This is a genomic window from Coriobacteriia bacterium (assembly GCA_014859305.1).
Lineage (GTDB): Bacteria > Actinomycetota > Coriobacteriia > Anaerosomatales > Kmv31 > Kmv31.
Genome location: JACUUM010000075.1, coordinates 1 through 25,860, shown reverse-complemented (window position 1 = coordinate 25,860; position 25,860 = coordinate 1). Strand labels below are relative to the sequence as shown.

Annotated in this window: 30 protein-coding genes and 1 tRNA gene; 7 read left to right on the top strand and 24 right to left on the bottom strand. The window is 71.9% G+C overall.

Features of this window, described 5'->3' with window-relative positions:
* Nucleotides 1-162: 162 nt before the first annotated feature.
* Nucleotides 163-669: a flavodoxin domain-containing protein gene (locus tag IBX62_10335; GenBank protein MBE0477483.1), complete on the top strand. Its 507-nt coding sequence runs from the start codon at nt 163-165 to the stop codon at nt 667-669.
* A 12-nt stretch (nt 670-681) separates the two neighbouring features.
* Here IBX62_10335 and IBX62_10330 read toward each other — a convergent pair whose 3' ends face one another.
* Nucleotides 682-1,335, bottom strand: a complete 654-nt coding sequence (locus tag IBX62_10330) for an NADPH-dependent F420 reductase (GenBank protein ID MBE0477482.1) — start codon at nt 1,333-1,335, stop codon at nt 682-684.
* 306 nt (nt 1,336-1,641) lie between these two features.
* Between IBX62_10330 and IBX62_10325 the strand changes: the two genes are divergently transcribed.
* Nucleotides 1,642-1,836, top strand: coding sequence for a DUF86 domain-containing protein (locus IBX62_10325; GenBank protein MBE0477481.1), 195 nt, complete (start codon nt 1,642-1,644; stop codon nt 1,834-1,836).
* Between the two features lie 10 nt (nt 1,837-1,846).
* Here IBX62_10325 and IBX62_10320 read toward each other — a convergent pair whose 3' ends face one another.
* Nucleotides 1,847-3,235, bottom strand: coding sequence for an FAD-binding protein (locus tag IBX62_10320; GenBank protein ID MBE0477480.1), 1,389 nt, complete (start codon nt 3,233-3,235; stop codon nt 1,847-1,849).
* Between the two features lie 165 nt (nt 3,236-3,400).
* Between IBX62_10320 and IBX62_10315 the strand changes: the two genes are divergently transcribed.
* Both IBX62_10315 and IBX62_10310 read left to right on the top strand, forming a co-directional pair.
* Entirely contained in the window at nt 3,401-3,670 is a 270-nt protein-coding gene (locus tag IBX62_10315; GenBank protein MBE0477479.1) for a glutaredoxin family protein, read from the top strand.
* Nucleotides 3,663-4,181: a CoA-binding protein gene (locus tag IBX62_10310; GenBank protein MBE0477478.1), complete on the top strand. Its 519-nt coding sequence runs from the start codon at nt 3,663-3,665 to the stop codon at nt 4,179-4,181. The genes IBX62_10315 and IBX62_10310 overlap by 8 nt, the downstream gene beginning before the upstream one ends.
* A 61-nt stretch (nt 4,182-4,242) precedes the next feature.
* Here IBX62_10310 and dnaB read toward each other — a convergent pair whose 3' ends face one another.
* From dnaB to IBX62_10230, 16 genes are all read right to left on the bottom strand, one after another.
* Nucleotides 4,243-5,604 (bottom strand): replicative DNA helicase, encoded by a 1,362-nt coding sequence (gene dnaB, locus IBX62_10305; GenBank protein MBE0477477.1) that lies wholly within the window; start codon nt 5,602-5,604, stop codon nt 4,243-4,245.
* Nucleotides 5,605-5,687: 83 nt separating this feature from the next.
* Entirely contained in the window at nt 5,688-6,314 is a 627-nt protein-coding gene (locus tag IBX62_10300; protein ID MBE0477476.1) for a 50S ribosomal protein L9, read from the bottom strand.
* A 58-nt stretch (nt 6,315-6,372) separates the two neighbouring features.
* A complete protein-coding gene (locus IBX62_10295) occupies nt 6,373-7,323 on the bottom strand; it encodes a DUF2232 domain-containing protein (protein ID MBE0477475.1) in 951 nt (316 codons plus the stop codon).
* A gap of 4 nt (nt 7,324-7,327) precedes the next feature.
* Nucleotides 7,328-7,597 (bottom strand): 30S ribosomal protein S18, encoded by a 270-nt coding sequence (locus IBX62_10290; protein MBE0477474.1) that lies wholly within the window; start codon nt 7,595-7,597, stop codon nt 7,328-7,330.
* A gap of 71 nt (nt 7,598-7,668) precedes the next feature.
* Nucleotides 7,669-8,079 (bottom strand): single-stranded DNA-binding protein, encoded by a 411-nt coding sequence (locus IBX62_10285; protein ID MBE0477473.1) that lies wholly within the window; start codon nt 8,077-8,079, stop codon nt 7,669-7,671.
* Between the two features lie 57 nt (nt 8,080-8,136).
* A complete protein-coding gene (gene rpsF / locus IBX62_10280; protein MBE0477472.1) occupies nt 8,137-8,430 on the bottom strand; it encodes a 30S ribosomal protein S6 in 294 nt (97 codons plus the stop codon).
* A 159-nt stretch (nt 8,431-8,589) separates the two neighbouring features.
* A complete protein-coding gene (locus tag IBX62_10275) occupies nt 8,590-9,645 on the bottom strand; it encodes a M23 family metallopeptidase (GenBank protein ID MBE0477471.1) in 1,056 nt (351 codons plus the stop codon).
* 130 nt (nt 9,646-9,775) lie between these two features.
* Nucleotides 9,776-9,851: transfer RNA gene (locus IBX62_10270), tRNA-Gly, on the bottom strand.
* Between the two features lie 113 nt (nt 9,852-9,964).
* Nucleotides 9,965-10,564 carry a hypothetical protein gene (locus IBX62_10265; protein MBE0477470.1) on the bottom strand — a complete coding sequence of 200 codons (600 nt, stop codon included), beginning with the start codon at nt 10,562-10,564 and terminating at the stop codon, nt 9,965-9,967.
* 2 nt (nt 10,565-10,566) lie between these two features.
* Nucleotides 10,567-12,069: a TrkH family potassium uptake protein gene (locus tag IBX62_10260; protein ID MBE0477469.1), complete on the bottom strand. Its 1,503-nt coding sequence runs from the start codon at nt 12,067-12,069 to the stop codon at nt 10,567-10,569.
* Nucleotides 12,066-12,230, bottom strand: coding sequence for a hypothetical protein (locus IBX62_10255; protein ID MBE0477468.1), 165 nt, complete (start codon nt 12,228-12,230; stop codon nt 12,066-12,068). The genes IBX62_10260 and IBX62_10255 overlap by 4 nt, the downstream gene beginning before the upstream one ends.
* Nucleotides 12,231-12,250: 20 nt before the next feature.
* Nucleotides 12,251-12,916, bottom strand: a complete 666-nt coding sequence (locus IBX62_10250) for a TrkA family potassium uptake protein (GenBank protein MBE0477467.1) — start codon at nt 12,914-12,916, stop codon at nt 12,251-12,253.
* 3 nt (nt 12,917-12,919) lie between these two features.
* Nucleotides 12,920-13,561, bottom strand: coding sequence for a TrkA family potassium uptake protein (locus IBX62_10245; GenBank protein ID MBE0477466.1), 642 nt, complete (start codon nt 13,559-13,561; stop codon nt 12,920-12,922).
* Nucleotides 13,562-13,773: 212 nt separating this feature from the next.
* On the bottom strand, nt 13,774-13,938 hold the full coding sequence (locus IBX62_10240) for a hypothetical protein (protein MBE0477465.1): 165 nt from the start codon (nt 13,936-13,938) through the stop codon (nt 13,774-13,776).
* 86 nt (nt 13,939-14,024) lie between these two features.
* A complete protein-coding gene (locus IBX62_10235; protein ID MBE0477464.1) occupies nt 14,025-14,687 on the bottom strand; it encodes a DUF1461 domain-containing protein in 663 nt (220 codons plus the stop codon).
* Entirely contained in the window at nt 14,677-15,912 is a 1,236-nt protein-coding gene (locus IBX62_10230; GenBank protein ID MBE0477463.1) for a GGDEF domain-containing protein, read from the bottom strand. The genes IBX62_10235 and IBX62_10230 overlap by 11 nt, the downstream gene beginning before the upstream one ends.
* 173 nt (nt 15,913-16,085) lie before the next feature.
* On the opposite strand from IBX62_10230, the gene ccsA reads away from it, so the two are divergent.
* Both ccsA and IBX62_10220 read left to right on the top strand, forming a co-directional pair.
* The gene (gene ccsA, locus IBX62_10225) at nt 16,086-17,051 is read left to right on the top strand and encodes a cytochrome c biogenesis protein CcsA (protein ID MBE0477462.1); all 966 of its coding nucleotides are present in this window, start codon (nt 16,086-16,088) and stop codon (nt 17,049-17,051) included.
* Complete coding sequence (locus IBX62_10220; protein MBE0477461.1) at nt 17,044-17,718, top strand: hypothetical protein; 675 nt, start codon at nt 17,044-17,046, stop codon at nt 17,716-17,718. Before ccsA ends, IBX62_10220 begins: the two co-directional genes overlap by 8 nt.
* A 57-nt stretch (nt 17,719-17,775) precedes the next feature.
* Here the strand turns inward: IBX62_10220 and IBX62_10215 are convergent, their stop codons facing one another.
* The 5 genes from IBX62_10215 to IBX62_10195 form a co-directional block, all read right to left on the bottom strand.
* Nucleotides 17,776-19,482, bottom strand: a complete 1,707-nt coding sequence (locus tag IBX62_10215; GenBank protein ID MBE0477460.1) for a M28 family peptidase — start codon at nt 19,480-19,482, stop codon at nt 17,776-17,778.
* Between the two features lie 82 nt (nt 19,483-19,564).
* Nucleotides 19,565-21,055 carry a metallophosphoesterase family protein gene (locus IBX62_10210; protein MBE0477459.1) on the bottom strand — a complete coding sequence of 497 codons (1,491 nt, stop codon included), beginning with the start codon at nt 21,053-21,055 and terminating at the stop codon, nt 19,565-19,567.
* A 193-nt stretch (nt 21,056-21,248) separates the two neighbouring features.
* Nucleotides 21,249-22,883 carry a hydroxylamine reductase gene (gene hcp, locus IBX62_10205; protein ID MBE0477458.1) on the bottom strand — a complete coding sequence of 545 codons (1,635 nt, stop codon included), beginning with the start codon at nt 22,881-22,883 and terminating at the stop codon, nt 21,249-21,251.
* Between the two features lie 57 nt (nt 22,884-22,940).
* Nucleotides 22,941-23,327 (bottom strand): 4Fe-4S binding protein, encoded by a 387-nt coding sequence (locus IBX62_10200; GenBank protein MBE0477457.1) that lies wholly within the window; start codon nt 23,325-23,327, stop codon nt 22,941-22,943.
* Nucleotides 23,324-23,794: a nitrous oxide-stimulated promoter family protein gene (locus IBX62_10195; GenBank protein ID MBE0477456.1), complete on the bottom strand. Its 471-nt coding sequence runs from the start codon at nt 23,792-23,794 to the stop codon at nt 23,324-23,326. The genes IBX62_10200 and IBX62_10195 overlap by 4 nt, the downstream gene beginning before the upstream one ends.
* A gap of 257 nt (nt 23,795-24,051) precedes the next feature.
* On the opposite strand from IBX62_10195, the gene IBX62_10190 reads away from it, so the two are divergent.
* Nucleotides 24,052-24,768 (top strand): Crp/Fnr family transcriptional regulator, encoded by a 717-nt coding sequence (locus IBX62_10190; GenBank protein ID MBE0477455.1) that lies wholly within the window; start codon nt 24,052-24,054, stop codon nt 24,766-24,768.
* 14 nt (nt 24,769-24,782) lie between these two features.
* On the opposite strand, the gene IBX62_10185 is transcribed toward IBX62_10190, so the two are convergent.
* Nucleotides 24,783-25,640, bottom strand: coding sequence for a hypothetical protein (locus IBX62_10185; protein MBE0477454.1), 858 nt, complete (start codon nt 25,638-25,640; stop codon nt 24,783-24,785).
* Between the last annotated feature and the right edge of the window lie 220 nt (nt 25,641-25,860).

Sequence of the window (25,860 nt, the reverse complement as noted above, 5' to 3'; positions counted from 1 at the left end):
TCCTCGAGGACCTTGCGTACGGTAGCACCGAATGTGAAGTCCGCCTGCGTTCGGTACACCCATCGGACGCCCGCCGACCCTGGCCTGCCCGCCGAGCGACCCGCGGCACCGGCGTCATTGGGTAGCTACCGAGAGAAGCCCCCTGAGGCAAGGAGTCAGCCCATGCCCGTCCTCGTCGCGTACGCCAGCAGGCACGGCGCCACGCGTGGCGTCGCGGAGACCGTGGCGGACGAGCTGCGCGCGCAGGGCGTCGACGTCGACGTCACCCCCGTGGAGCGCGCCCCCGCGGTGGAGGGTTACGACGGCGCGGTCATAGGCAGCGCGGTGTACAACGCCCGCTGGATGCCCGAGGCGGTGCGCTTCATCGAGCGCAACCGCGAGGCGCTCCGGCGGATGCCGCACGCGTACTTCCAGGTGTGCCTGAGCATCCTCGGCGACTCTCCTCGCAAGGAGCGCATCATCGAAGCGTGGATGGAACCGCCCGCCGAGATCGCCGAGCCGATCTCGGCGGTCACCTTCCCCGGCGCGATCGACCGCGCGAAGCTCGAGGCCGGAGAGCGCCTGCTCGTTTGGCTGAGCCGCGTCCCGGACGGAGACTACCGCGACTGGCCCGCTATCAGGGCCTGGGCGGCCTCGCTCGCCCCCGAGTTCCTGAAGGTGCGCGTCTGACTCCCCGCCGGGTCAGGCCTCCGGGCGCAGCACCTTGTACGCGTGGTCCCACCGTCCGCTCGCCTGGCCGTACAGGATCCACAGCATGCCGAGGGGCTCGAGCAGCCGCGAGCGCTGGATGCCGCCGACGTCGAGGGACTCCCAGCCGAAGTCGTGGAGGAGCCCCGCCACCCGCTCCTTGGCGCCCGCGTCGTCCCCGCACAGGAACATCGTCGGCGGCGCGCACGGGAGGTCGGGGTCGACCATGACCGCGGAGCCCGTGTGGTTGAACGTCTTGACGACCCTCGCGTCGGGCAGCAGCCGCTGCACGAGCTCCCCCGCCGAGTCGTTCCAGCCCAGCGCCAGGTCCATCCCGGCGCCGTGATGCCGCAGCGGGTTCGTGCAGTCGATGACGATCTTTCCGCGCAGGTTCTCCTCGCCCGCGAGCCGGATGGCCGACTCGAGCCCCTCCCAGCTCACCGCGAAGACCACGATCTCGCCGAAGCGGGCGGCCTCCGCGTCGCTGAACGTGCAGCCGGCCGTCCCGACCTCCTCGCGCCACCGCACCAGGTCGGCCCGCTCCGGCTCGCGCGACCCGATGACGACCTCGTGCCCTCGGGCCGTGAAGCCCCGGCCGAGCGCCTTGCCGACGGGACCCGAGCCGACGATGCCGATGCGTTCGGACATGCCCTCCTCCTTCCGGCCGGATGCCCCTAGGTACCCGCAACGCCGCGGGCCGATGCGCCAGGAAGAGCCGTCGGAGCTTCTGGGCCGCGAAGTCGATCTGCACACGCCTGCCTCCCTGAGCCGCTACATCCTAGACGGCGTCTTGCGCGAAGCCGAGGTGCTGTGCGCGCGAGAGTGACTGCGTACGGCTTCAACACATGCTCGACGCCGCTCGGAAGGCGGCTGAGATCCACGCGGGACGTCACGCGCGCGCTCGCCCGCGACGAAGTGTCGGCGCTGGCGCTGGTACGGCAATGGAGATGATGGGTGAGGCGGCGAAGAACGTATCTTCCCGGATGCGCGACGAGTGGGCGGACGATCCCGTGGAAGCGACTCGTGGGGGTGCGCGACAGGCTCGCACACGGCTACTTCGACGTCGACCTCGACATCGTGACGGCGGTACTGCGCCACGATCTCCCGGCACTCATCAGCAGTCTCAAGCGAGCCCTCGCCGAGCCGTAGGACTTCCCCCCTACCCCGCTAGCTGGGCGAGCACGCCGCGCGCGGCGACGATCCCGCTCGCCGAGGACTGCGCGAGACCTCGCGTCACCCCGGCGCCGTCGCCCACCGCATAGAGCCCCGCCACCTGCGTCATCAGCGTGGAGTCGAGCTCCAGGCGCGACGAGTAGAACTTGACCTCCACGCCGTAGAGCAGCGTGCCCGGGCGCGCGACGCCGGGGGCGAGCTCGTCCATGCGGTGGAGGAACTCGAGGATGTCGGCGAGGTGCCGGTAGGGCAGCACGAAGGACAGGTCGCCGGGGGTGGCCTGCGGCAGCGTCGGCTCGACGACCGACTGCCGCAACCGCTCCGGCGTCGAGCGCCGTCCGGCCTCAAGGTCGCCGAGGCGCTGCACGATGATGCCCTCGCCCAGCAGGTTGGCGAGGTTCGCCACCGACTTGCCGTAGGTGATCGGGTCGCGGAAGGGCTTGGTGAAACGCTGGCTGACGAGCACCGCGAAGTTCGTGTTGGCGGTGCGGTCCTCGGCGTAGGAGTGGCCGTTGACCGTGACGATGTCGCCGTAGCACTCCGTCGTGACCTCGCCGTAGGGGTTCATGCAGAAGGTGCGTACCTCGTCGCCGAACGCCCGGCTGTGGTAGATGAGCTTCGCCTCGTACAGCGGTTCGGTGAGGCGCTCCATCACCGGCGCCGGGACCTCCACGCGCAGCCCGATGTCCACGGCGTTGTTCACCAGCCCGATGCCGAGCCGCTCGGCCTCCGCTGCCAGCCAGCCCGAGCCCACGCGCCCCGGCCCGACGATCACGGCGTTCGAGCGCAGCCGACTGCCGTCGGCGAGTTCCACGCCCCGCGCGTGGCCACCGTCGGCCAGGATGCTGGTGACCTCGGTGTCGATGAGGACGGTCACGCCCTTCGCGGCGAGGTGATCCTGCATGCCGGCGAGGACCTTCGGTGCGCGGTCCGTGCCGAGGTGACGCAGGCGCATCGGCACCAGCCGCATGTCCGCCAGCACGGCCTCGCGAACGAGGCGGGCCTCGGTGTCGGGATCCGGGCCGTGCACGCCGGCGTCGGCGCCGAACTCGACCCAGAGCCCGTCGGCGTATGCGATGAGCTCCTCGAGCCCCTCGCGCCCGACGAAATCCGCCAGCCAGCCGCCCACGTCCGGGGTGAGGGTGAGCTTGCCGTCGGAGAACGCGCCCGCGCCGCCCCAGCCGCTCGTGATGTCGCAGCTGGGGCAGCTGATGCAGTACTCCTGCCGCGCCGGGCACCGGCGAGCCTCGAGGCCGTGCCCCTTCTCGACGATCGCCACGCGGCTGCGCCCGGCCCTCACGAGTTCGAGCGCCGCGAAGATGCCGGCCGGTCCCGATCCGACGATCACCACGTCGAACCGCTGGTCCTCGGGCATACGTCCTTCCCTTCCGCTCGGAGCGGTCGCTGCCGCCCCAGGGGGCGCGACCCGCCGCCAGCAGCATACGCCACCGCGCCTCCCACGGCGTGGGTCCGCGCTGTTTACGCGCCGCTCCCCGCTGGAACGAATACGCATCGCAATCGGTACGAGGAGGCGGTGGCGATGCCCGTCGGCACGCGAACGGTCCGCATCTACACGACCCCGACATGACCCTACTGCACCGTGGCGAAGAGGTACTTCGCCGAAAAGGGCGTCCGATACACCGATGTGGACGTGTCCAGCGACCGCGAGGGGCTCGCCGAGATGGTCAGGATCACCGGCCAGTACGGCGTTCCGGTTACGGTGGTGGGGGACCGGGCGATGGTGGGCTGGGACCCCCGCGAGTTCGAGGGCATGCTGGGCGAGGCGGCCGAGGAGACAGCCGATGCCTGACACGAAGTTGAGCGGGATGGGGCACCAGGTACCCCTCGAGGAGCAGACCAGGGAGCGCAGCCAGCATCCCTACGAGGGTCCTGAGGGGGCGCGCCGGGCGCGCAGGATCGAGCGGCCGGTGGCGGTCGTCGGCGCGTCGGCCGACCGCGCGAAGTTCGGCAACAAGGCGGTGCGCGCGTACACCGACGAGGGCTATACGGTGTGGCCCGTGAACCCGAGGAGCGGCGAGATCGAGGGACAGAGCGTGTATGCCGACGTGCGAGACCTGCCGTCCCTGCCCTTCATCGCCAGCATCTACCTGCACGAGGACGCGGCGATCGAGGTGCTGGAGGCGCTCGCCGATATGGAGCGCGAGGCCGGCGACTCGATCGCCGTGGTCTACCTCAACCCGGGCGCCGACCAGCCGCGCGTCATCGCTCGGGCCGAGGACCTGGGACTCTACGCGATCTCGACGTGCTCGATACGCGCCATCGGACGGGCGCCCGAGGAGTTCGGGGCGGAGGGGGCGTAGCGCGCAGGGGACGGCGGCCGGCCTGGCGAGACGGGCCGCACCGACGGTGGCCGGCTGCGGGTCAGCGGTTCTTCGTCGTCGCGTCGCCGAACCTCGTGAAGTTCGAGTTGAACGTGAGGTGCACCACTCCGGTCGGCCCGTTGCGGTGCTTCGCGACGATGAGTTCGGCCATCCCCTTCTCCGGGAAGTGCCTTCGCGAGTCGTCCTCGGTGTCGTCACCGAGCGGTGGGCGGGTGTCGCGGTGGATGAACATGACGACGTCGGCATCCTGCTCGATGGCTCCGGATTCGCGCAGGTCAGAGAGCAGTGGGCGCTTGTCGGGTCGGGCCTCGACCGCGCGCGAGAGCTGCGAGAGAGCGAGCACGGGGACCCCGAGCTCCTTGGCCAGGATCTTCAGCCCCCGGCTTATGTCGGCGATCTCGGTCTGCCGGTTCTCGGACCGCCGGTTCTGCGGCTGCATGAGCTGCAGGTAATCGACGATGACGAGCCCTTGCTCCGCCCCGCGCAGGAGCCTGCGCGCCTTGGCGCGCAGCTCGAGGATCGAGATGGCCGGCGTGTCGTCCACGTACATGTCCAGCCCGTTGAGCTCGCCGGCGGCCTGGGCGACCTTGTGCCAGTCGTCGTCGCTCAGCGCGCCCACGCGCAGCTTGTGCGAATCGACTCGGGCCTCGGCGCACAGCACGCGCTGGATGAGCTGCTCGCAGGACATCTCCAGCGAGAAGATGCCTACGCGCGCGCGGCTCTTGGCCGCGCCGACGGCCATGTTCAGCGCCAGCGCCGTCTTGCCCACCGACGGCCTTGCGGCCAGGATGACGAGGTCGCCCGCGTGGAAGCCGGCCAGCAGGTGGTCGAGGTCCACGAAGCGCGTCGCCACCCCCGTGACGTGCTCCGGCTTGTCGCCGAGCGCCTCGATCTGCTTGAAGCCGGCCTCCAGCAGCTCCTTGATGTCGCGGAAGTTGCTCTGGACGCGCTGGTTCGTGACGTCGAAGATGCGCTTCTCCGCGTCCACGACCACCGCGTCGAGGTCGTCGGGCGCCTCGAAGCCCAGCGACACGATCTCGGTCGCCGCCGCGATGAGCTGGCGCAGGATCGAGGTGCGCTTGACGATCTCGCCGTAGAGCTCCGCGTTGGCGCTCGTCGGCACCACGCGCGTGATCTCGAGAAGGTACTCGCGCCCGCCGGATGCCTCGAGCTGACCGGTCGCCTCGAGGCGGTCGGCCACCGTGATGTGGTCGACGTGCTGACCCCGTCCGTTGAGGTGGCCCATCGCCTCGAAGATGCGCCCGTGCGCGGGACGGTAGAAGTCCTCGTGACGCAGCTTGCCCAACGCCTCGTCGGCGGCGTCCTGGGAGAGGAACATCGACCCGAGCAGGGACTGCTCGGCATCGAGGTTGTGCGGCGGCACGCGACCCGACGAGGACACCGCCCTCAGGTGTGCCTCACCGGCCTTGCGCTCCGACAACGTCCCTCCATCCGACGCGCGCCGGCGCCACGGCGCCCGCGGCGCTACTCGCTCTCGGTCTCCTCCGCCGGCGTGCCGCCTGCCTCCTCGGCCCACCTGGTCTCGGCGCCGGCGGTCTCCTCCGCCCCCGCGGCCTCCTCGGCCTCCTCGGCTTCGGCGGCCTGCTCCTCGGTCGGGGCGGGCGCTTCGGTGGTCGCGGCCTCGGCGCCGGGCACGCCTTCGCCGCCCTCGGCCTCCACCCGCACGTTCACGGTGGCCGCCACGTCCTTGTGCAGGCGGACGGAGACCGCGTGGTCCCCCAGGTCCTTGATGTGCCCGTGCACGTCCAGCTTGCGCCGGTCGATCTCCACGTCGAGCTGGCCGAGGATCGCGTCCTCGATCATCTGCGACGTGATCGAACCGTACAGCCTCCCGCCTTCTCCGGCCCGCGCCTGGATGAGGACGGTCTTGCCCTCCAGCCGCGTGGCTATCGACCGCGCGTCGGTGCGCCGCGCCTCTTCGCGCTTCTCGATGTTGCCCCTGCGAGCCTCGAGCTGCTTGACGTTGCCCTTCGTGGCCTCGACGGCGAGCTTGCGCGGGAACAGGTAGTTCACGGCGAAGCCGCGCGCCACCTCCACCACGTCGCCCTCGCTGCCCTTGCCCTTGAGCTCCTGCAGAAGGATGACCTTCATCGCTGTCCTCTCGTGTGTCCACCCCCGCAGAACGGACCCGCCGAGGGTGCCTCCAACTCTATCCGGGCGCGCCCGGCTCCTCAAGCCGCTGCGCGCCCTGCGGCGCGCCGTCGCGCGGCAGACGCCGGAAGTTCGCCCAGAAGTCGATGAGCCCCACCAGGCTGATCGCGTACGTCGTCAGCTCGACGAAGACCGCGAGCGCGTATCCGAGGACGCGCCCGGTCTTGCGCAGCCCCACGCGTTCGTAGGTGGCCGCGAAGACACCGAGGCCCTGCAGCGCGAGCGGGACCCGCGAGACGAGCAGCGCGTTGAGCGCCGCCGTCTGCAGCCACCCCAGGCCCGCGATCCTACCCGCGGCGAGCCCGCCTATCGCCGCGACCGGCAGCCATAGCACGTGCACGGGCAGGTCGAGCCTCGACAGAGGCGGGAAGCGCCTGACCGTCAGCCCTCCCAGCTGCGCCCCCAACCCGGCGGCCGCTGTCGCGAGCAGTGCCGCGGCAGCGGCGACCTGCAGGTACGTAGCGGGCCATGTGGCGACGAGAAGCCGCTGGACATCCGCCACGCGAGCCATGTCGGCCTCGCCGAGGGTCGACGCGACCAGCTCCACGGCCTCCGCGGCACCGGTCGTCACCTCGCGGACCAGCGTGGTGCCCTTCCACGTCGCCGTGAGCGCCTGGGCGCCGACGGTCGCGGCGAAGGACGCTCCGGTCAGCGCCGTGCCCACCGCGAGCGGCGACCGGGTGCGCAGCGCCAGGACCGCCACCGGGCCTGCGGCCGCCATGGAGACCGCGACGAGGAGCGCCGCCGCCGGGTCGGCCAGGGCCATCAAGCCCGACGCGGCCGCGATGGCGGCGACGGCAAGGACCCGGCTGCCCGACGCCCAGAGCCGCGCGAGCCCCAAGGCAGCCAGCGGCAGCGCGAGGATGGGCAGCCCCGGAAGGAGCAGCCCGGCCAGGACGCAAGCCGCGGCGAGCAGCGTCGTGCGGAAGATGTCGGCCGGGCGGGACACCGGCCTACCTTCCCCTGCCCCGGCCCTCGGTCCGAGTGCTGACCACCGGGACTGAGTAGGGCAGCAACGCCACCTCGCGCGCCCGCTTGATCGCCATGGAGAGCTGGTGCTGGTGCTGGGCGCAGGTCCCGGTGACCCTGCGAGGCTTGATCTTGCCCCGGTCGGTCATGAACTTGCGCAGCGTCTGGGAGTCCTTGTAATCGATGTACTCGACCTTGTCCTTGCAGAACGCGCAGAACTTGCGCTTCGGCCTGCGTGCGTACTCCGCTGACATTCTCCTACCTCCCTCCGACGGCTTGGCCGTGGATGGTTCGTGGACGGCGGAGGGGCCGCCGTCCGGGTCCTTCAGAAGGGGATCTCTTCGCCCTCGAGGTCGTCGATCGGTCCGCCGGCGGCCTGTGCGCCGCCACCGCCGCCGCCGCTCTCACGGCCGCTGAACAGCTCCACCTCGTCGGCTATGATCTCGAGCTTGCTGCGCTTCTCCCCTGCGGGGCTCTCCCACTCGCTCCAGCGCAGCTTGCCCTCGATGCCGACCTTGGCGCCCTTGCGCATGAAGCGCGAGAGCGCCTCGGCGCGCTGGCCGAAGATCGTCACGTCCACGTAGTTGGGGGCGTCCTCCCACTGGCCGGTGCTCGCGTTCTTGCGGCGGTCGTTGACCGCCATCCGCAGGCTGAGCACGGACGTGCCGCCGGCGGTCTGCCGCAGCTCCGGGTCCCTGGTGAGGTTCCCGCTCACGACTACTCGGTTGATGCTCATGAGGCTTCCCATCCCTCTCGTCCTGGTGCGGACACGCGTCCGCCGCGGAGCGAGGATCTAATCGAGGTCCTCGCGCCGCACGAGCATGTAGCGGATCACCTGGTCGGTGATGTGGAGGACGCGGTCGACCTCGGCGACGGAGTCGGCGGGCGCGTGGAACTGGTAGACGACGTAGTCGCCGTCGCTCTTCCCGGCGACCTCGTGGGCGAGCCTTCGCTTGCCCCAATCGTCGACGGAGTCCACCGTTGCGCCGTTCGCGGTCAGCAGTCCCGGGACCCTGTCCAGGACCTGCGCGCGCGCCTCCTCCTCGAGGGAGGGGTCGAGGATGACCATGAGTTCGTAAGCCTTCATCTGTTCACCTCCTCTGGGCTACCGCAGCCCCGGGACCGGAAGGCGTCTGCCCGGAGCAGGAAATGAGCTTACGGAGTGTACCATCGACCCGCCGCCTCCACAACACGCATCCTCTCCCCCGGGTCTGACACTCCGGCCGCTCGTTCGATCAGACGAGCATCACCTCCCCTCGCACGGGGCGGGCACGGCGCAGGGCGCCGGACCCGCCGACCTCTCGGGACTCACGCGGAGCCCGAGCCACAGCAGGATCGACGCGGCGATGCCGAGGAGCGCCTCGGGCGCGGCGGGAAGGCGCAGGCCGACCACTTGGGCGCCGCCGAGACCCAGAAGCCCGACGGCGCCCTCTGACCCCGTCGCGGCTCCACCGGCCTCGACCGGGGCCGCATCGGCCGTCCCCGCGGCCCCGCGGGACACGACGGACCGCTCCGCGGTGACCGCCGGCGGCTCCGCCTCTGCTTCCGCCGCCGCCTTCGCGGGAGCGGGAGCGGCCGCGGTCGATGGCGGCACGCCCGCGGCGACGCCCGCCGGGGCCGGGGCGGATACGGCGCCGGGCCTCGGCGCCGGGGCGTCGGCGGCGGATGCCCGGGGCCCGGCCGCGGGGGCGGCCTGCGGCCCGACCGGCGGCACGGCGGCACGGCTCGGCGCGGGCGCCTCGGGAGGCATCGGAGCCGCGGGGGGCGCCTCGGCGGGCGGCCGGAGCACGCCGAGCGGGTCGACGTACAGCTCGCCGCGCCGCACGCTCACGTGCACGTGCGCCCCCGCCGAGGACGGGTCGCCCGCGTCCGCGGCCGAGCCGAGCACGTCGCCGGCCGCGATCCCGTCACCCTTCGCGACGAACGCCTCGGCCAGCGGCAGGTAGGTGAGCTTGAGGTCGCCGGCGGCCACCGTCACCGCCAGGACCGTGCCTCCTCCCGCGGCGGCGGGCACGCGCCCCACGAAGGACACGGTGCCCTCCAGGCCGGCGCTCACGTCCTCCCCCGCATCCGCGGCGATGTCCGCGCCGCTGTGCGTCCTTCGCGACCCGTCGGGACCCGTGTAGGGCTCGGCGTGACCGAGGAGCACCTCCGACGAGGAGACGGGCCAGACACCTTCGGCTGCCAGAGCGGCGCCCGTCGGCCAGAGCACGCACGCCAGAACGAACACAAGGCACGACAAGGCGCCCGGCGGGCGGGCGTGGACGGGCGTCCGGCGGGCGGGGACGGGCTTCTCGAACATGTCGACCTCCCGGTCGCTCGACGAAGGGGCCGGGAGGGGACGGCTTCTAGAACGTATGTTCGATACGGAGCCGTGAAGTCCTCCAAGAAGACCGAAGCCGCCTCCGGGAGGCGGCTTCGAGCGATCGATCTGGAGCGGGCAACGGGTCTCGAACCCGCGACCTACAGCTTGGGAAGCTGTCGCTCTACCAACTGAGCTATGCCCGCAGGACCTGCGGCGGGGGCTCCGCCGCGGCGGGGGGTATTGTAAACCGTCCCACCATCATCGGCAACGCGCCGCCCGCCTCAGCCGCCCGCCGCGCCGCCGGCCGCCGCCGGCCTCAGGCTTGGCGCGCGGACGCGACCTTGGGCGTGCGTTCGGCGAGCTTGCCGTCCAGCGCCCACAGACCCGCGGCCAGGGCCGTCAGCACGAGCGCGACCGAGACCTTCCGGGGGCTCACGCGGTCCTCGACGCGTCTCCCCCGCGCGACCACCGAAAGCGCGTCCGCGTGGATGTCCATGTCGCCCCCGTGCTCGAGGCAAGCTGCGTTGAACGTGCCGCGCACGCTCACGACGTCCCCCTGATGACGGAAATCGCCGAAGAAGGCGACGCGGCCGGCCTCGCCGGAGGGGAGCCATACCGGCATGCCGGAGTTGTAGCCCCCGAGCTCCGCGCCCTCCTCGATGTTGCGCAGGTGGTAGGCATCGTCGTTGACGTGCAGCCAGGACATGCCGCCGCGGACCATCGCCTCGCCGATCGCCTCGCCGGAGAACTCGATCCGCGTCCCGTCGAGCTCGCCGGGCCGCTCCACGAGGTCGGCCGAGGAGAACCGGTTCGGGCTCTCCGGACCGGGCTGGGTGCGCGCTTGGCCCGAGGCCGAGGAGGGAGAGGACATGACCGCGCACAACACGACGGCCGGCATCAGCGTCCGAAGGCGCATCCTCACCGCCCCCGCACCATCGACACGAAATAGCCGACGAACGCGAACACGGACATGTACTCCAGCCTGCCGAGCCACATCGCGACGATGAAGGCCGCCTTCATGACCGCCGGCATCCCGGGGTTGGTCACGCCGCACGACAGCCCGGTGTTCGCCGCGACGGACACCCCCTCGAACGCAGCCTCGACCAACGGGTAGCCGAAGAGCGTGTTGAGGATGGTCATGAACGCGTACATCGTGAGATACGCCACGGTGATGAGCAGCGCCGTGCGCACGACCGGCGCGTCGAGCGCGTGGTCTCGTACGTGATGGTAGCGGGCACGCACCACCGCGGACTCCGCCGAGATCATCCGGCGCACGTCCTGGAAGAAAGTCTTGGTGATCACGCCGACGCGGATGCCCTTGATCCCTCCGGCCGTCGAGCACGCCGACGCGCCGATCGCCATGGCCGCGATGGTGAACAGCATGCCCACCGTTCCCCACTGGGTGACGAAGGACCGAGCGTAGATGGTCCCGAAGCCCGTGGTGGTATGACCGGATATCAGCTGGTAGAAGGCTTTGCGGAACAGGGTGAGCGTGTCCGGGTAGATGCCCGCGCGCGCGAGCCAGAGCGTCGCCCCGGCCACGAACAGCGTCAGCGTCGCCGCGAAGCTCACCGTCTCGATGTTGCGGCGTATCTCCGCCCGGTCGCCCCGCCACAGCGCCCAGTGCAGGGCGAAGTTCAGGGAGCCCGCCGTGAACAGCACGATCACGAGCGCCTCGTACAGGAACGAGTGGTACAGCACCATGTTGTAGGAGGTCGGTCCGAAGCCGCCGGTGCTGAACCCGCCCATGAACACCCAGATCCCGTGAAGGAACGCGGTCATCGGACGCTGCCCGAGGAACAGCCCGGCCGCGAACAGCGCGGCGGAGCCGACGACCAGCCACGCAAGGCTGACGAGCCAGATCGCCCTGGCCGTGTTCACGACGTTGGGCAGCAGCCGCTCCTCCTTGCCCTCCCCGACGTAGAGCTTGTAGGCCCCCGCGGTGCCCTTGAACAGGAACGTCAGCGCGATCACGATGATGCCCTGGCCGCCCGCGTACGTCAGCAGGGCCCGGTAGGTGTTCATCCCGTACGAGATGTGGTCAAGGTCCTGCATGAGGAAGAGGCCTGTGGTCGTGAAGCCGCTCATGACGTCGAACGACGCGTCCAGGAAGCTGCCGAAGCGGCCCGAGAGCCAGTACGGTATCGCTCCGAGGGTCATCGCGGCGATCCACGAGCCGGATGCCACGACCAGCCCGTGCGTCCAGTTGAGGTCGCGCTCCGTCCGGCAGACGACCTGAAGGGCGTAGCCCGCGATCAGGCATGCCGAGAAGCCGATGATGAGGTCCAGCGCCGGGTCCCACTCTCGGAACGCCAGCGACACCGCGGCGGCGGGCAGCATCAGCAACCCCACGCCGACGAGCACCTTGCCGACGTACTTGCCGACGACCTTGTGGTCCTGCAGCGTGGGGCGCCGGATCACCGCGCGACCATCCTCGCAAGCGCGGCGAGCCCGAGAGCGGCCCCAGCCAGCGCCAGCACGTACAGGGCCTCGGTGAGCATGCCGGCGGCGTAGCGCGGCCAGTCACGGCGCGAGCCGAACCTCGGTATGGGCTGCCGCTCCACGCGGCTGCGAAGGGCCATCCGGCCTTCTCCTTCACGCGCTACTTGCCGGTTAGCGCCTTCTTGAGCGTTCGCTCGTGGGCGACGGCGGTGAACGCGATGACGACGTCGCCGGGCAGAAGCTCGGTGTCGCCGTGGACCGTGACGACCTCCTCGCCGCGGATGACGGCGATCAGGATGCAGTCCACGGGGAGGTTGAGCTCGGCCACCTTCTTGTTGCACACGACGCAGCGGTCGACCGGCAGCTCGATCTCCACGATGGCCGTGTCGCCCTTGCGCAGAGCGGCCAGGGTATGGATGTCCCCGATGGTCGCCTCCTCCTCGATCATCCGGGAGATGATGGTGGTGGAGGATATCGCCTCGATGCCCAGCGCGTTGAAGATCCGCTCGTTCTTGGGGTTGTTGACGCGGCCGACGGTCCTCGGCACGCCGAAAGCGGTCTTGGCGAGCTGGCAGGCGACGAGGTTGTCGTCGTCGTCACCGGTCGCGGCGACGAACACGTCCGCGCGCCCGGCGCCCGCGTCCTCCTGGAACGACGCGTCGCAGCCGTCGCCGTGGATGATCATACCGCGTCGCCCCAGCTCCACGGCGAGCTTCTCGACGACGTCGGCGCGCTTCTCGATGATCGCGACGTCGTGCCCCTTCTCGAGCATCGTGCGCGCGAGATAGGAGCCGACCTTGCCGCCCCCGTTGATCACGATGTACACCGCTCACTCCTCGATGTAGCGCTCGATGCGCGCATACGCGTCCTGCTTGACGGCGGCGACGACGAAGTCCCCGGCCCGCATGAGCGTCTCGGGCTCCGGCAGGAACGGCACGGACTCGCGGACGACCGCGGTGATGCGGAACCGGCGGTCGATCTCGACGTCGCGGACCCGCTTGCCCTCGATCTCGGGGCCGGCGCGGAACTCGATCACCTCGATGTCGCCGAGGTTCACCACGTGGTGGCCGTGGCCGGACTTGATCTTGTCCAGCAGCGACTCGGCGACCAGCGTGGTGCCGCAGACATAGTCCATGCCGAGCTGCTGGTAGGTGCGCTCTCGGACCGGGTTGTACAGGCGCGCGACGACGTGCGGCACCTCGAAGATCTTGCGGGCCACCTCGGCGGCCATCAGGTTGGTGTTGTCAAGATCGGTGACCGCCGCCAGGGCGTCGGCCTCGCGCACGCCGGCCTCCTCGAGCACCTCCTCGTCGAAGCCCAGCCCCTTGAGGGTGACGCCGTTGAACGCGGTCCCCAGCCGGCGGAACGCTTCGGCGTCCTTGTCGATGACGACGACGTTGTGCCCCTCGACCGAGAGCATCGTCCCGAGTTGAGAGCCCACACGGCCGCAGCCGACCACGATGACGTTCATTGTGAGGAGACACCTCCGGTCTCCTTGGCGGGAGTGCCTTCCCCCACGCCGTCCAGGCACCGATTCATGGCACGCTACTCCTGCCCAAGGCGGCCTGTCAACAGGCGGGACGCGCTGCTCGAGACCGTGCTGACCTGGCCTTTAACAAATGGAACGGCGCCCCGGGGGTCGTCCCCGTGGCGCCGTCTCGCTCGCTTGACCGGCGGCTGTCGCTACTTGCCGATCTTGAAGATCTTGGTGCCGCACGACGGGCAGAGCCCCTGCGTGGCCGGACGGCCGTTCTTCATCGTGATCTCCTGGGCGTCCTTGATCTCACGCTTGGTCTTGCACTTGACGCAGTAGCCTTCCTTTGCCGCCATGCCTGCGATCACCTCCATGCGTCTTCGGACTGGCGACGCCGTCGGCGTCGCAATCGCGGTTAGGCCCTCCTCGTGCCGCCCCACCGAGCGGGACATCCAGAAGTTTACACTTGTTCCGTCCGCTGTCGACGCCCGCTGATCAGCAACGCGAGCCCAGACGCCGCAGACAGCCCGCCCCACGCCGCGGCCGAGACCGCCCAGAACGGTCCCGGGAAGAGTCGCACCAGCAGCGAGTCGTAGGGGAACATCCAGGTCCCCGGAGCGAACAGGACGTCGTGGAAGCGCTCGAAGAGCCTGCCGAAGTCGGCCAGGCCGACGAGGGCGGCCAGCCCGGTCACACCGAGGAGCAGCCACCCCGCCGACCTCGCTGCGGCGGCGACCTCCTCGCGCCCGGACCTCCTGGCGGCGGCCCACCACACCGCCGCGCCCAGGATCGCCGCCAGCGCGGCTCCTCGCGCCACGGCTACCAGGTCGCGCACGTCGGCGAGGTGCTCCCGCTCCCGTTCGCCGAACCCGCGCCTGCCCTCCACCGTCCCGGGCAGCCCTCCCTCGGGCGCCCCCGCCGCCACCCGTCGCACCTCCTCGGCGGTGCGAACGGCCGCCTGCGGGCTCAGGCCGGACAGCCCCGGCGCGTCCACGGCCAGCACGAGGGCCCTGGTGTAGGGCGGGAAGTGCACGAGGAGCAGGACCGGGAGCGCGGCCCCGAGGACGGCGAGGGCGAGAGCGCCGGCGGTGCGCAGAGCGGCGCGCGCCGCCCTAGACGGCACTGCGGCGCTCCTGCTCCGCACCGCCGGACGCGACGATGACCCGGTTCCCGCCCTCCGCGGTGGCGGCGGACAGGGCGGCGTCGGCCGCGGACAGGAGCCGCTCGGGGGAGTCCGCGTCGCGAGGGTAGGCGGCCATGCCCACGCTCACCGTCACGCTGCCGCCGTCGACGCGGAGCGCCGCGACACGCTCGCGCAGGTCCTGTGCGAGCGCGAGGGGGTCGCGCCGCTCGGCGCTGCGCCGTCCGCTGTCCGCCACGATCGCGGCGAACTCCTCCCCGCCGTAGCGGCATACAGTGTCCAGCGCCGCCCTCGCGCCGGCGGAGGCGTCGACCGCCGAGCGCGCCGCATCGGCGATCGCGCACAACATCCGGTCTCCCGCGTCGATGCCGAACAGCTCGTTGAATGCCGTGAACTGGTTGATGTCGACGAGGATGACCGACACGGAGCATCCCGTGCGCTGCGCGCGCTCCACCTCGCGCGCCAGGGCCATCTGGAAGTAGCGGCGGTTGTACAGGCCGGTCCTCGCGTCGAGCATGACGCGGGAACGCAGCTCGTCCTCGGTCTCCCTCGCCGAGGACACCAGCAGCGTGCTCAGCATGGCGGTCCCGAACATGACGGTGAGCTGCCACAGGTAGCGGACCGCCACGAAGGTGGGGTTGCGCGCGAGCTCGTTGCCGACGAAGGGCATGTCCACGTGGGCGAGCAGCCCGAGGTACTCGGACCACACGAGGGACCCGTACATCACCGCTGAGGCCAGCGCCAGGAACCAGACGTGGCGGCGGTTCGGGAGGATGAACGCGCCCTCCAGGATGATGAGCAGGTAGATCGTCGCGAACCACGAGTAGACGCCTCCGCTGTAGTGGATGAGCACCGTCGCGACGACCATGTCGAAGAGCAGCTGCGCGTGGTTGAGGAAGGCGATGTTGCCCAGACGGCGGTAGGTGGCCTGGTAGAAGGTGTTGTAGGCGAGCACGAACACGAGCGCCACCGCCGGCACGAGCATGTTCTCGAGCAACTCGCTGAACCGTACGTCGCGCAGGTAGACGGAGCCCCCGAGCACCGAGAAGAGAGCGAGCGCGGCGACGAGCGACCAGCGGATGCGGATGACGAGGCCCACGCGGGCGATGTTGGCCTGGAGCGCCTCGATGTCCTGCTGCGTGGGCTGCTCCCGCCAAGAGACCATGGCGCGGCGCGCGATGCTCTTCACGATCCGGGAAGGCGTCATGGCGAAGGCCTCCAGCTCGTTGACGCCTGGAACGACCGGCCAGGAGAGTGTAGCCCGGGCGGCTGCGCGGCGTAAATGGCAGAGCCTCCCAGCCCGCCCCCTGTCGCCCCGAGGCGCGCCCGGTGGCAGGCCTGTCGCTATACTGGCGCACACGGACGGCCCCGAGGAGAGAGATGCCGCTGTCGACCACCGCCTCCGAGCTCGACGCTCTGCTGCGCACCGTGGCGGCCGTCGGAGGGCCGCTCGAGATCGCGCTCGCACTCGCCGGCGCCGCGCTGCTCGCCCTCGCGGTCGTGCCCGCGGCGCGCGCCTGGCTGCCCCGCGCGCTGTACGCGACGTTCGCGCTGCTCGCGGCGGGCGAAGCGGTGCTCGGATGGATGCACTGGCGCCTGTGGCGGATCGCCGAGGTGGTGAGCCCCGAGACCGGGGCCGTGACGGGCCGCGTGGCCGTCCCGCTGTGGGTCGAGTCCGAGAAGCTCTACGTCTGGGCGCTCGTGCTCGCCGGCATGGCGCTCCTCGTGAGGCGCTACCGGGACGAGCTCCTCCCGTGGCTGGCGGGAGCGGTGGGGCTTCTCGCGCTGGGCGCCTCGCTCACGGGCTCGCCCTTCACCGACCCGCTGCCCGGCTTCCTCGGGCAGTACCGGCAGTACCTCTCCGCGATGCTCTCGGGCGTGCCGCAGGCCGCGTTCGGCGCCTTCCAGGGCATGGAGGCGTCGCGGCAGTTCTACTACAACACGTGGTACATGTGGGTCCACCCGCCGCTGCTGTTCGTCGCGTACGGCGCGTTCGTGGTGAGCTTCGCGGCGATCCTGCTCACGATCCGGCACCGTCACTCCAGCTACGAGTCGGTGGCCTACGGCTGGGCGCGGCTGGGCTACCTTCCGCTGACAGCGGGCATGCTGCTCGGCGTGCCATGGGCGATCATGGCGTGGCAGGGCGAGTCCTGGTGGTGGTCGGGCAAGGTCAACATGTCGATCATGATGTGGCTGCTCTACACCGCCTACCTGCACGGCCGGCTCTACCTGCGGCGGCGCGGGATGTGGCGGTGGGTCGTCGCGCTGGCGGCCCTGTCCTTCGTGACTCTGGCTCTCACGTACCTGGCCACCTACGTCGTCCCGGGAGCCCACAGCTATGCGTAGCGAGAGAAGTCTGCCCGAGCGCCGGACCCCCCTGCCCGAGGGCGCCACGCAGCCGGCTCGCTGGGGCTGGGACTTCACGCTGATGGTCGTCACCGTCGGCCTGCTGGCGTCGCTGGGCCTGCAGAGCTTCCTCGGCACGCTGTATTCGTGGTGGGCGTACCGCGCCGTCCCCGGGTGGGAGCAGTTCGGCTACACAGGGTTCGTCACCGCGATGAACGCGGTCGCCGCGCCGCAGGTCGTCGCGCTCGTGGTCGTCATGGGCCTGTGCGTCCCCAGGCGGCTCTTCTCGCGACGCGTGCTCGCCGGCGTCTCCGCCGCGATGCTCGGCGGCGGGCTCGCCGTCTGGGCGCTCGCCGGCAGCTTCGCTGAGGGACTCGCGGCCTACCTGCTTCTCGCCGCGCTCATCCAGCTCGCCGTCGTGGCGCTCACGGTGGCGGGCACGCGCGCTCCGAGCTACCTGACCGAGGGCCGCCTCACGAAGCTGGGCTCGGGCCTGCTGCACCTGGGCATCGTGCTGTTCGCGGTCGTGATCGTGGCGCTGCAGGCCAGCCCGCTGATGCTGCCGGTCTTCTGGGCGTCCACGGTGCTCGTGCTCGCCGGCAGTGCGCTGTCCTTCTACGCGGGACCCGCGCAGAGGGCCCTGCTCCAAGCGTCGGGCCGAGGCTGACGGCAGCCGGACCCCAAGGCCGTCGGCCGCAAGGCGGGGCCGGGGGCTCCGCTCCCGCTAGAGCTCCCGGATGAGGGCCGTGACGAACTCCGCCGCGACGCGCAGGTTGTCCTCGGAGACGTTGTCGGTCGTGTCGGTCTTCCAGTGCCGGTCGGGCAGGCGCCCGTTGATGTCGAAGGCCATGACGCTCATCGCCTTGTAGCCGCGGGCGAGCGCGGGGACGGCGTCCGAGGACAGCCCCCCGTACGCGCGGGAGCGCACGGGCAGCTCCTGCTCGCGCGCGACGCGCTTGGCGATGGAGGCGAGGCGCCGGTCGCCGCGGTGGCGGCGCGCCATGCCCTCCTCGGTCACCCAGCTCACGTTGCCCGAGCCGACGTTGTCGATGTTGATGACCGTCGCCTCGCGCAGCTCGTCGCCGTGCGCTTCGAGCAGCGCGCGCATGCCCCAGCAGCCCGCCTCCTCCGCGCCGGTGGCGACGAACCAGACCTCCTTGTCGGCCAGCCCGCGGTCGATGCGCTCGGTCACCCTGCGCCGGATGCGCGAGGCCTCCTCGGCGGCGAAGCGCGGGTCGTCCAGCGCGTCGTAGGACGCCCGCCCCCCCTTGAAGCCGAAGCCTTCCTCGTCGTCGTCGCTGAAGTTCTCCCAGCTGCCGATGTTGCGGCCCTCCTCGCGGGCGTCGAAGGCACGCCCGACGCCGAGCCAGTCGCGCACGCCGCGCCGCTCCTCGTCGGCCTCCCCGCGCCGCCGGCCGAAGAGCCCGCGCCGCCGCGGACGCTCCTCGGTGCGCTCGGAGCGGGAGCGACCCTGCGACCCGTCGCCGTCGGACGGCTCCTCCTCACCAGCCTCGGGCAGCAGCGAGCGCTGCCCCGCGATCGGGCCGGTCTCGCCGCTCCAGAGGTCCTCGGCGAAGCTCTCGTCGAAGGCCTCGGGAGCGTGCGCGGGCGAGTAGGTCAGCAGCGCGTCGGCAGGCACCGCTTCCTCGGCGAGGTCCTCCTCCTCGGCCCGGGGGGCGGGCTCGCGCTCGGGCGCTCGGGACCGCTCCTCGAGCGGCTCGGGCACCACGCGCTCCATCACGCCGAGGAGCGCCGCCACGCCGGAGGCGTTGTCGTTGGCCCCGTCGACGAACGGCATCGCCAGCTCGCGGTGCACGCTGATGGACGCGGGCACCACCAGGTAGGCGGCTATCGCCATGGTCGCGTACCACAGCCACGGGTCGAGCGCCGCGGGCAGCACCGCCTGCGCGAGGATGAAGACCGGCACGAGGAAGGTCGCGTACTTCATCAGCGCGAAGGTCAGCGTGTGGTTGCGGACCATCCCCGGCGAGGCCGCCAGCGAGGCCTTGGCCGAGTCGTAGTGCGCCACGACGACCACGCGGCGCACGCGCTCGCCTCGGCGTGCCTTGGGGACGTGCCGGGCTATCACGTTCTGGCTCGGCCCCTTGGGCATCACCGAGGACAGGCCGAAACGCGAGTCGAGGTCGAACCACATGAGCGCCGCGGTCAGGACGGAGACCCCCAGAGCCGGCCACAGCAGCTCCGGCAGCGCGCCGGAGGCGGCGGCGGCGGCGATGGTGAGCAGATGGTAGACGACGAACGCCCACGAGTCGGTCCTCGGGCAGAGGAACTCCTGGCGCTCCACGTCCAGGCCCCGCCTGCGGAACACGCCCTCCAGGTACCCGGCGGCCTCGGCCTCGGTGTCGGTGGTGGCGGGCCGCGGCCCGATGACGTCGGCGAGCTGGCGGACGTGCAGGATCTCCTCGGGCATCATGCCTCCTAGCCGTCAGGAGCACGCGAAGGGACGGTGCGCCCGCGCACGTGGTCAGGGTACCACTGGGACACTGGGACCGTCAGTCGCCGGCGGCGCCGCCCGCGGCCGCTTCCGGCGGCAGCAACGATGCGTCGGCGACGGTGCGGCTCAGCGTGAAACGCTCGCTGCGGCCGTCGACCTCGATCTGGTCGATCGCGACGAGGCGGCGGGGCATCTCGGCGGTGTAGTACAGGATCGCGGCGCCGTGCGGGATGTGCGGGTCGGGGCGCAGCTCCGAGAAGTGCACGCCGCCGGTCGTGCCGGGGCCGAGCATCCACGTGCCGTCGTCGCGCGTCAGCTGCGGGGAGTGCGTGTGCCCGAAGAGCACCGCCTCGGCCAGGCCGGTGAAGGGCGGCGCGCTCTCGGGATCGTGCACCGCCACCACGCTCGGCGTCGCCTCGCCGGCGGCGATGCGTTCCCGGACGTCCTCGGCGCCCTCCTCGCCCAGGCGCCGCGCGGTCCCGGTGTCGGGCTCGAAGCCCGTGCTCGCGCCCAGGGGGTCGCCGACGCCATAGACGGTCAGCCCCTCGAAGGACGCCGAGGAACGGTCGAGCACGGTGACGTTGGGCAGCCCGCGCAGCTCGGCCAGCACCGCCGGGGAGTCGTGGTTGCCCGGCACGTACGCGATCGGCACGGTCGCGGGGAGGCTGGCCGCGGCGAGGGAGGCCTCGACGGCGGAGCCGTAGTTGACCGCGTCGCCGGTGTGGATCACGAGGTCGACCTCGAAGCGCGAGGCCAGGTCGCGCGTGAGCTGCTCGCCGACGGGGTCGAGGTGGGTGTCGCTGACGTGCAGCACGCGGAAGGTGCCCTCCATCGCGCCCCCGGACGCGAAGCTCTGCGGGCGTGCGTAGTAGGTGGCGAGCTCGCGCGTGAACTGCGACACCTTCTCGCGCGCGCCCTCGACCGTGCTCACTCGCTCCTGCACGAGCTGCACGAGCGAGGGCGCGTAGGACAGCGCGCCGGTATACGTCGGCCGCTGGAACGCCGTGGCGTCGAAGGCCAGCGCGGTCCAGCCGACGAGCACCGCCGGCACCGCCACGCCCAGCGCCGTCGAGGCGGCGAGCACCCACAACCGGTGCCGCAGCGACCAGCCGACGAACGCCGAGGCCACGGCGGCCGCCAGCAGACCGGTACCGACCGCCTTCCACGCCCCGCGCCGCAGGCTGTCCGTGAGCTCGGTCTGCGCCACCTCGTCGGGGACGCCGTTCTCGGCCAGGCGCTGGAGGCGCGGCACGTCGACCTCTGTGAGCGTCGCCTCGAGGCGCACCGGCGCCGGGTGGGTCGGCGCCGAGACGCTGCCGAACGGCGGCGCGGTCAGCGTGGTGCGCCCCTCCAGGGCCGGTGCGGTCGCCACGCTCACGCGCGCCGGCCCCACCGGGAACTCCGCGCGCGCGAAGGCGCCGAAGGCGACCAGGCCCACGACCAGGGCGAGCGCGAAGGCCGCGGGCGCCGAGACGCGATGCCACGCCCGCACCGCCCGTGCCGTCAGCGGCGGGATGCGCCGCGATACATGTCGGATGATCGGGTTCACGCTCCTCGACGCAGCGAACGCCGTGCCTCGGATGGTCCTTCCAGCCGCCGGCCCTACGGTTCCCGCGGCGGGGGGCCGGGATGGCGGTTCCCGCGGTCGCGGATCCGGTGACGCGAGTGCTCCGCGCGCACCTTCGGGTCCTCACCATGGAACGCGCGCGCCCGCGCGGGGGCCCCTCGCTCCTTCATCGGGCTCACACCACCTCCGCGACCTCGTCGCCCAGGATAGCGCGCAGGTCGTCGGCGGCGCACTCGCCGATCGGACGGATGCCGGACTTCTCGACGAGCACGTCCAGCACGTTCGGCGTGACGAACGCCGGCAGCGTGGGCCCGAGGCGGATGTCGGTGATGCCGAGGTGCAGCAGCGTCAGCAGGATGGCGACGGCCTTCTGCTCGTACCACGACAGCACGAGCGAGAGCGGCAGCTCGTTGACGCCGACGCCCGACGCCTCGGCGAGCGCGACCGCGATCCGGATAGCACTGTACGCGTCGTTGCACTGCCCGACGTCGAGGAGGCGCGGGATCCCCCCGATCTCGCCGAGCTTGCGGTCGAAGAAACGGAACTTGCCGCAGGCCAGCGTCAGCACGACGATGTCGGCCGGGGCCTTCTCGACGAACTCGGTGTAGTAGTCGCGCCCGGGGCGCGCGCCGTCGCATCCGCCGACCAGGAAGAAGTGACGTATCGCCCCGGAGCGCACGGCTTCGAGCACCTGCGGCGCCACGCCGAGGACCGCGTCACGCCCGAAGCCCACCATCACGCCGCCCTTGTCCTCGGCATCGGTGAAGCCGGGCATGGCGAGGGCCTTGTCGACGACGGTGTGGAAGTCGCCCTCGACGTGGGGGACTCCGGGGAAGTGCACCGGACCGCTCGTGAACAGCCGCTCGCGATACGAGTCGCGCGGCGGCATGAGGCAGTTCGTCGTCATCAGGATCGCGCCTGGGAACGCCTCGAACTCGCGGTGCTGGTTCTGCCACGCCGTGCCGTGGTGCCCGTGGAAGTGCGGGTGGCGCTTCAGCTCGGGGTACGCGTGCGCGGGCAGCATCTCGCCGTGCGTGTAGACGTCCACGCCCCTGCCGGCCGCCTGCTCGAGCAGCAGCTGGAGATCGCGCAGGTCATGACCCGAGATCAGCACCGCCTTGCCCGGCCGGTGACCGAGCGGGACCTCGGTCGGCACGGGATGGCCGTACGTGCCGGTGTTGCCGGCGTCCAGCAGCTCCATCGCGCGCAGGTTCGCCTTGCCGCACTCCAGCGCCAGTGCGACCCAAGCGTCCAGGTCGAGCGAGCGGTCACCCAGCGCGGCGAGCGCGCGGAACAGGTACGCGTAGACGCCCGGGTCCTCCTGCCCGAGGATGCGCGCGTGATGCGCGTAGGCGGCGACGCCCTTGCAGCCGAAGAGCGTCGTCCGCTGCAGCGCCACCACATCGGGGTCGCGGGAGGCGTCCCATGGGCCGCCGAGCTCGGCGCCCTGCTCGGCCTTGCCCTCCACCGTCGCGGCCGGCGCGAGCGAGGCGTGCTCCCCTGCGCCGTCGGCGCCCGCCTCGAAGGCGAGCTCCTCGCGCAGGCGCACCGCCTCGTCGACCTTCTCGGCGATCGAGGCGGCGTCGAAATCCACGTTCGTCAGCGTCGCGAACAGCGCGTCGGCCGTGAAGCGCGCGGCCTCCTTGGCGCCGACGCCTCGCTCCTCGGCCGCCAGTGCCACGACCGCCAGGCCGCGCAGGGCGTTGACGAGCAGGTCCTGCAGCGCCGCCACGTCCTCCTTCTTGCCGCACACGCCCACCGTGGTGCACCCCGTGCCCTTGGCGGTCTGCTCGCACTGGTTGCAGAACATCAGGTCTCCTCTCGGTCCGGCTGCCGGCACTCATCCGGTCAGCACGCTCGGCGAGGACTACCCGTGGATGAGCGCCGGCAGACAGGCGGTGCACACCCACGTGCTCTCGCCCTTGACGCGCACCGGCATCACGGGCCGTGCGTCCTCGGTGGTGCCGCAGCGGAAGCAGCTCTGCGCGACGTAGGTCCGGGGGCGCTCCTCGAGGTGCGCCTCCACCGCGCGGTGGTCGAACGGGACCGCCTCGCGCGTCTCTACCGTGAGGGCGCCCGTGGGGCAGACGCCCAGGCAGAACCCCGCCCCGTCGCAGAGCTCCTCGCGGATGACGCGCGCCTTGCCCCCGACGATCTCGATGGCGCCCTCGGCGCAAGGGCTGACGCACACGCCGCACCCGTTGCACAGCTCCTCGTCGATCCTCACGATCTGCCTCGTGGCCGTCTCGCTCATCTCGTCCTCCCTTCCATCTCCCGGGCCGCCTCTTCGCCGCCGGGACGTCCGCCGAGGCGGCGCAGGGCCCGGACGGGCCGGTCCAGCATGTGGGCCACGGAGTCCGCCGCGTGGCCGTGGAACATCGCGGGGGGTCCGGCGTAGCGCATGACCGCGCGGGCCGTCTCCCGCATGGCCGGTCTGTAGCAGTGCTTCGGGCAGTTCTTGCACTGCGGCTTGGGGTCGTGGGGGCAGAGCGCGCGACGCCGTTCGGCGTAACGCAGGAACTCCGCGCACTCCTCGCAGACGGCGGGCACCCTGTCGCCGTAGGCACCCAGCCTCGCGCCGAGGCTCTCCAGCGGCCGCCGCTGCCCGCCCGCGTGGTTGCCGCGGCAGTAGATGGCCTGGAAGTCCCCCAGCACCCGCACGTCTCGCGCGACCTTGCGGTCGCGCAGCGCCCGCTCGACCCTCTCCCCCGCCGCCGGCATCGCCGCTCCTCGCCCTCGTGACCCGCTCCGCGGTCGCAGCCGCGTCTCGTCCGCCCGCGGATCGTCCGCCTCCTGCACCTGGAATCTAGGCGCGCGACGGACGCCGTTCCTTGACGGACGTCAAATCCGGGAAGAATCCTCAGGGTTCCGATAAGGTTTCGAGCCGAAGACCGATCGCGCCGTCCTATGACGGCGGCGTCGGCGCGAGGACGGCCGCGCCGCAAGCGGCGGCACGGCGGCGAAGGAGGGAGGCGCGCGTGGCGGGACCCGGAGGCGGGCGCGCCGACGTCTTCACCGCGCTTCGCGAGTGCCGGCTGTGGCGCGCCGCCGACGACGACGCCGTGGCTCGACTCGCCGCGCAGGCCCGCGTCACCGACCTGCCGTCCGGCTCGCGCCTGGTGACCGAAGGCGAGGCCGCCGGGTCCTTCGGCGTGATGGTCGTCGGGCGCGCACGGGTCTTCCACCTCGGCGCGGACGGCCGGCGGTTCACGTTCGAGGACGTCGGCTCGGGCGACCCGGTCGCCGCGGTCGCCGCGCTGGCGGGCTCGCGCTACCCCGCCAACGTCGAGACGGTCACGCCGGCGACGGTCGCCTGGCTGCCGCGCGAGGCGCTCTTCGAGCTCATGGCCGAGGAGCCCGACGTCGCCCGGAACATCGTCGCCGACCTCGCACGCCGCGTCGTGAACTTCACCAGCGTGGTGCAGACGCTCGCGCTCGACGTGCCCTCACGGCTCGCCCGCTACCTCTTCGAGCGGGCGCTGGCGGCCGGGCAGGCGACCACCCAGGGACTCCAGGTCGACCTCGGGATGTCCAAGAACGAGCTCGCCGCCGCGCTCGGCACCGTGCCCGAGACGCTGTCGCGCGCCTTCGCGCGCTTGCGGGACGAGGGGCTCGTCGACGTGCACGGGAGGCGCGTGGTGGTGCGCGACGTCGGCGCCCTGGCCCGCATGGGCGCCGGGTACGAGGAGGGCTAGCGCCGGCGTCGGCGCTACCGCAGCGTCGTCATCCGCTCGCGCAGTTCCGCGTACCGCTCGGGGGCGTCGCCGACGAGCGCGTCGTAGGCCGCCTGTATCGGCTCTCCCGGGGAGGCCGGCAGCCGTTCCGCCATGCGCACGAGCTCCCGCTCCCGCTCGTTGAACCGCGCGGAGAGCCGGTTCGCGCCGGCGAGATCGCCGTCGAGGAACGCCCGGTCGGCCTGCTCGGCGAGGTCGAGCATCCGCAGCCGCTCCTCGGTGTACTCGACGTAAGGCGCCAGGTCGGCCTCGGGCATCGCCGCGGCCGCCTTCACGAACAGCGTTCGGGCCCGGCCCACCTCCCCGGCCGCCTGCCGCGTGAGGTCGAGCGACTCGCGCACCTCGTCGCGCTCGTGCCGGTTGTACAGCTCCACCGCCTTATCGGAGCGCTCCTCGGCGGTGAGCAGCAGCTCCCAGCCCTCCTGGGCCGGGCCGATCGCCTCGGCCGCCTTGGTCGTGGCGTCCAGCAGCGGGCGCGCGGCGTCCAGCAGAGCGGCGCGCGCGCGAGCCGCTTCCGCTCCGTCGCGGGCGCGCTCCGCCTCCCCCGCCGGCAACTCCTGCACGGCGCCCTCGAGCAGCTCGGCCGCCTCCCTCGCGTCTCTCCGGGACCCGCGCAGGTCCTCGCTGACCTCGGCCGCCTCCTCGGCCTGCCCGGGACGCACCTGTCCGCGCACCAGCCCGTCCACGCGCGCGATCGTGACGTCCGCGCGCTCGATCAGCCGCGTCGCGCGCGCCACGTCCTCCCGAGCGGCCACCTGCGCGGACACCCGCCGGTAGGCCAGCACGCCGAGGACGAGCGCGGCCGCGAGGACCGCGAAGGCCAGCGCGAACACGGCGGCGCGCGTGCCAGCCGCGCTGCGGGCGGCGGGCCCTTCCGGCGCCCCCGTCGCGGGTTCGCCCGGTGGCGCGGATCCCTCCCGGGTCACGGGTCCCCCCGGGTCATGGCGTCGCCCCCGAGACCGAGGGGAGCTCCATCACCGCGCGGCCGGTGTCGCGGTCCAGATCCAGGGTGCCGCCGTGCGAGTCCGCGACGCGCCGGGCGATCCACTCGCC

Coding starts and splice junctions, on each gene's coding strand:
- IBX62_10335 (MBE0477483.1), top strand. CDS start 163: ATGCCCGTCCTCGTCGCGTACGCCAGCAGGCACGGCGCCACGCGTGGC.
- IBX62_10330 (MBE0477482.1), bottom strand. CDS start 1,335: ATGTCCGAACGCATCGGCATCGTCGGCTCGGGTCCCGTCGGCAAGGCG.
- IBX62_10320 (MBE0477480.1), bottom strand. CDS start 3,235: ATGCCCGAGGACCAGCGGTTCGACGTGGTGATCGTCGGATCGGGACCG.
- IBX62_10310 (MBE0477478.1), top strand. CDS start 3,663: ATGCCTGACACGAAGTTGAGCGGGATGGGGCACCAGGTACCCCTCGAG.
- IBX62_10300 (MBE0477476.1), bottom strand. CDS start 6,314: ATGAAGGTCATCCTTCTGCAGGAGCTCAAGGGCAAGGGCAGCGAGGGC.
- IBX62_10290 (MBE0477474.1), bottom strand. CDS start 7,597: ATGTCAGCGGAGTACGCACGCAGGCCGAAGCGCAAGTTCTGCGCGTTC.
- IBX62_10285 (MBE0477473.1), bottom strand. CDS start 8,079: ATGAGCATCAACCGAGTAGTCGTGAGCGGGAACCTCACCAGGGACCCG.
- rpsF (MBE0477472.1), bottom strand. CDS start 8,430: ATGAAGGCTTACGAACTCATGGTCATCCTCGACCCCTCCCTCGAGGAG.
- IBX62_10275 (MBE0477471.1), bottom strand. CDS start 9,645: ATGTTCGAGAAGCCCGTCCCCGCCCGCCGGACGCCCGTCCACGCCCGC.
- IBX62_10265 (MBE0477470.1), bottom strand. CDS start 10,564: ATGCGCCTTCGGACGCTGATGCCGGCCGTCGTGTTGTGCGCGGTCATG.
- IBX62_10255 (MBE0477468.1), bottom strand. CDS start 12,230: ATGGCCCTTCGCAGCCGCGTGGAGCGGCAGCCCATACCGAGGTTCGGC.
- IBX62_10245 (MBE0477466.1), bottom strand. CDS start 13,561: ATGAACGTCATCGTGGTCGGCTGCGGCCGTGTGGGCTCTCAACTCGGG.
- IBX62_10240 (MBE0477465.1), bottom strand. CDS start 13,938: ATGGAGGTGATCGCAGGCATGGCGGCAAAGGAAGGCTACTGCGTCAAG.
- IBX62_10230 (MBE0477463.1), bottom strand. CDS start 15,912: ATGACGCCTTCCCGGATCGTGAAGAGCATCGCGCGCCGCGCCATGGTC.
- ccsA (MBE0477462.1), top strand. CDS start 16,086: ATGCCGCTGTCGACCACCGCCTCCGAGCTCGACGCTCTGCTGCGCACC.
- IBX62_10220 (MBE0477461.1), top strand. CDS start 17,044: ATGCGTAGCGAGAGAAGTCTGCCCGAGCGCCGGACCCCCCTGCCCGAG.
- IBX62_10215 (MBE0477460.1), bottom strand. CDS start 19,482: ATGCCCGAGGAGATCCTGCACGTCCGCCAGCTCGCCGACGTCATCGGG.
- hcp (MBE0477458.1), bottom strand. CDS start 22,883: ATGTTCTGCAACCAGTGCGAGCAGACCGCCAAGGGCACGGGGTGCACC.
- IBX62_10200 (MBE0477457.1), bottom strand. CDS start 23,327: ATGAGCGAGACGGCCACGAGGCAGATCGTGAGGATCGACGAGGAGCTG.
- IBX62_10195 (MBE0477456.1), bottom strand. CDS start 23,794: ATGCCGGCGGCGGGGGAGAGGGTCGAGCGGGCGCTGCGCGACCGCAAG.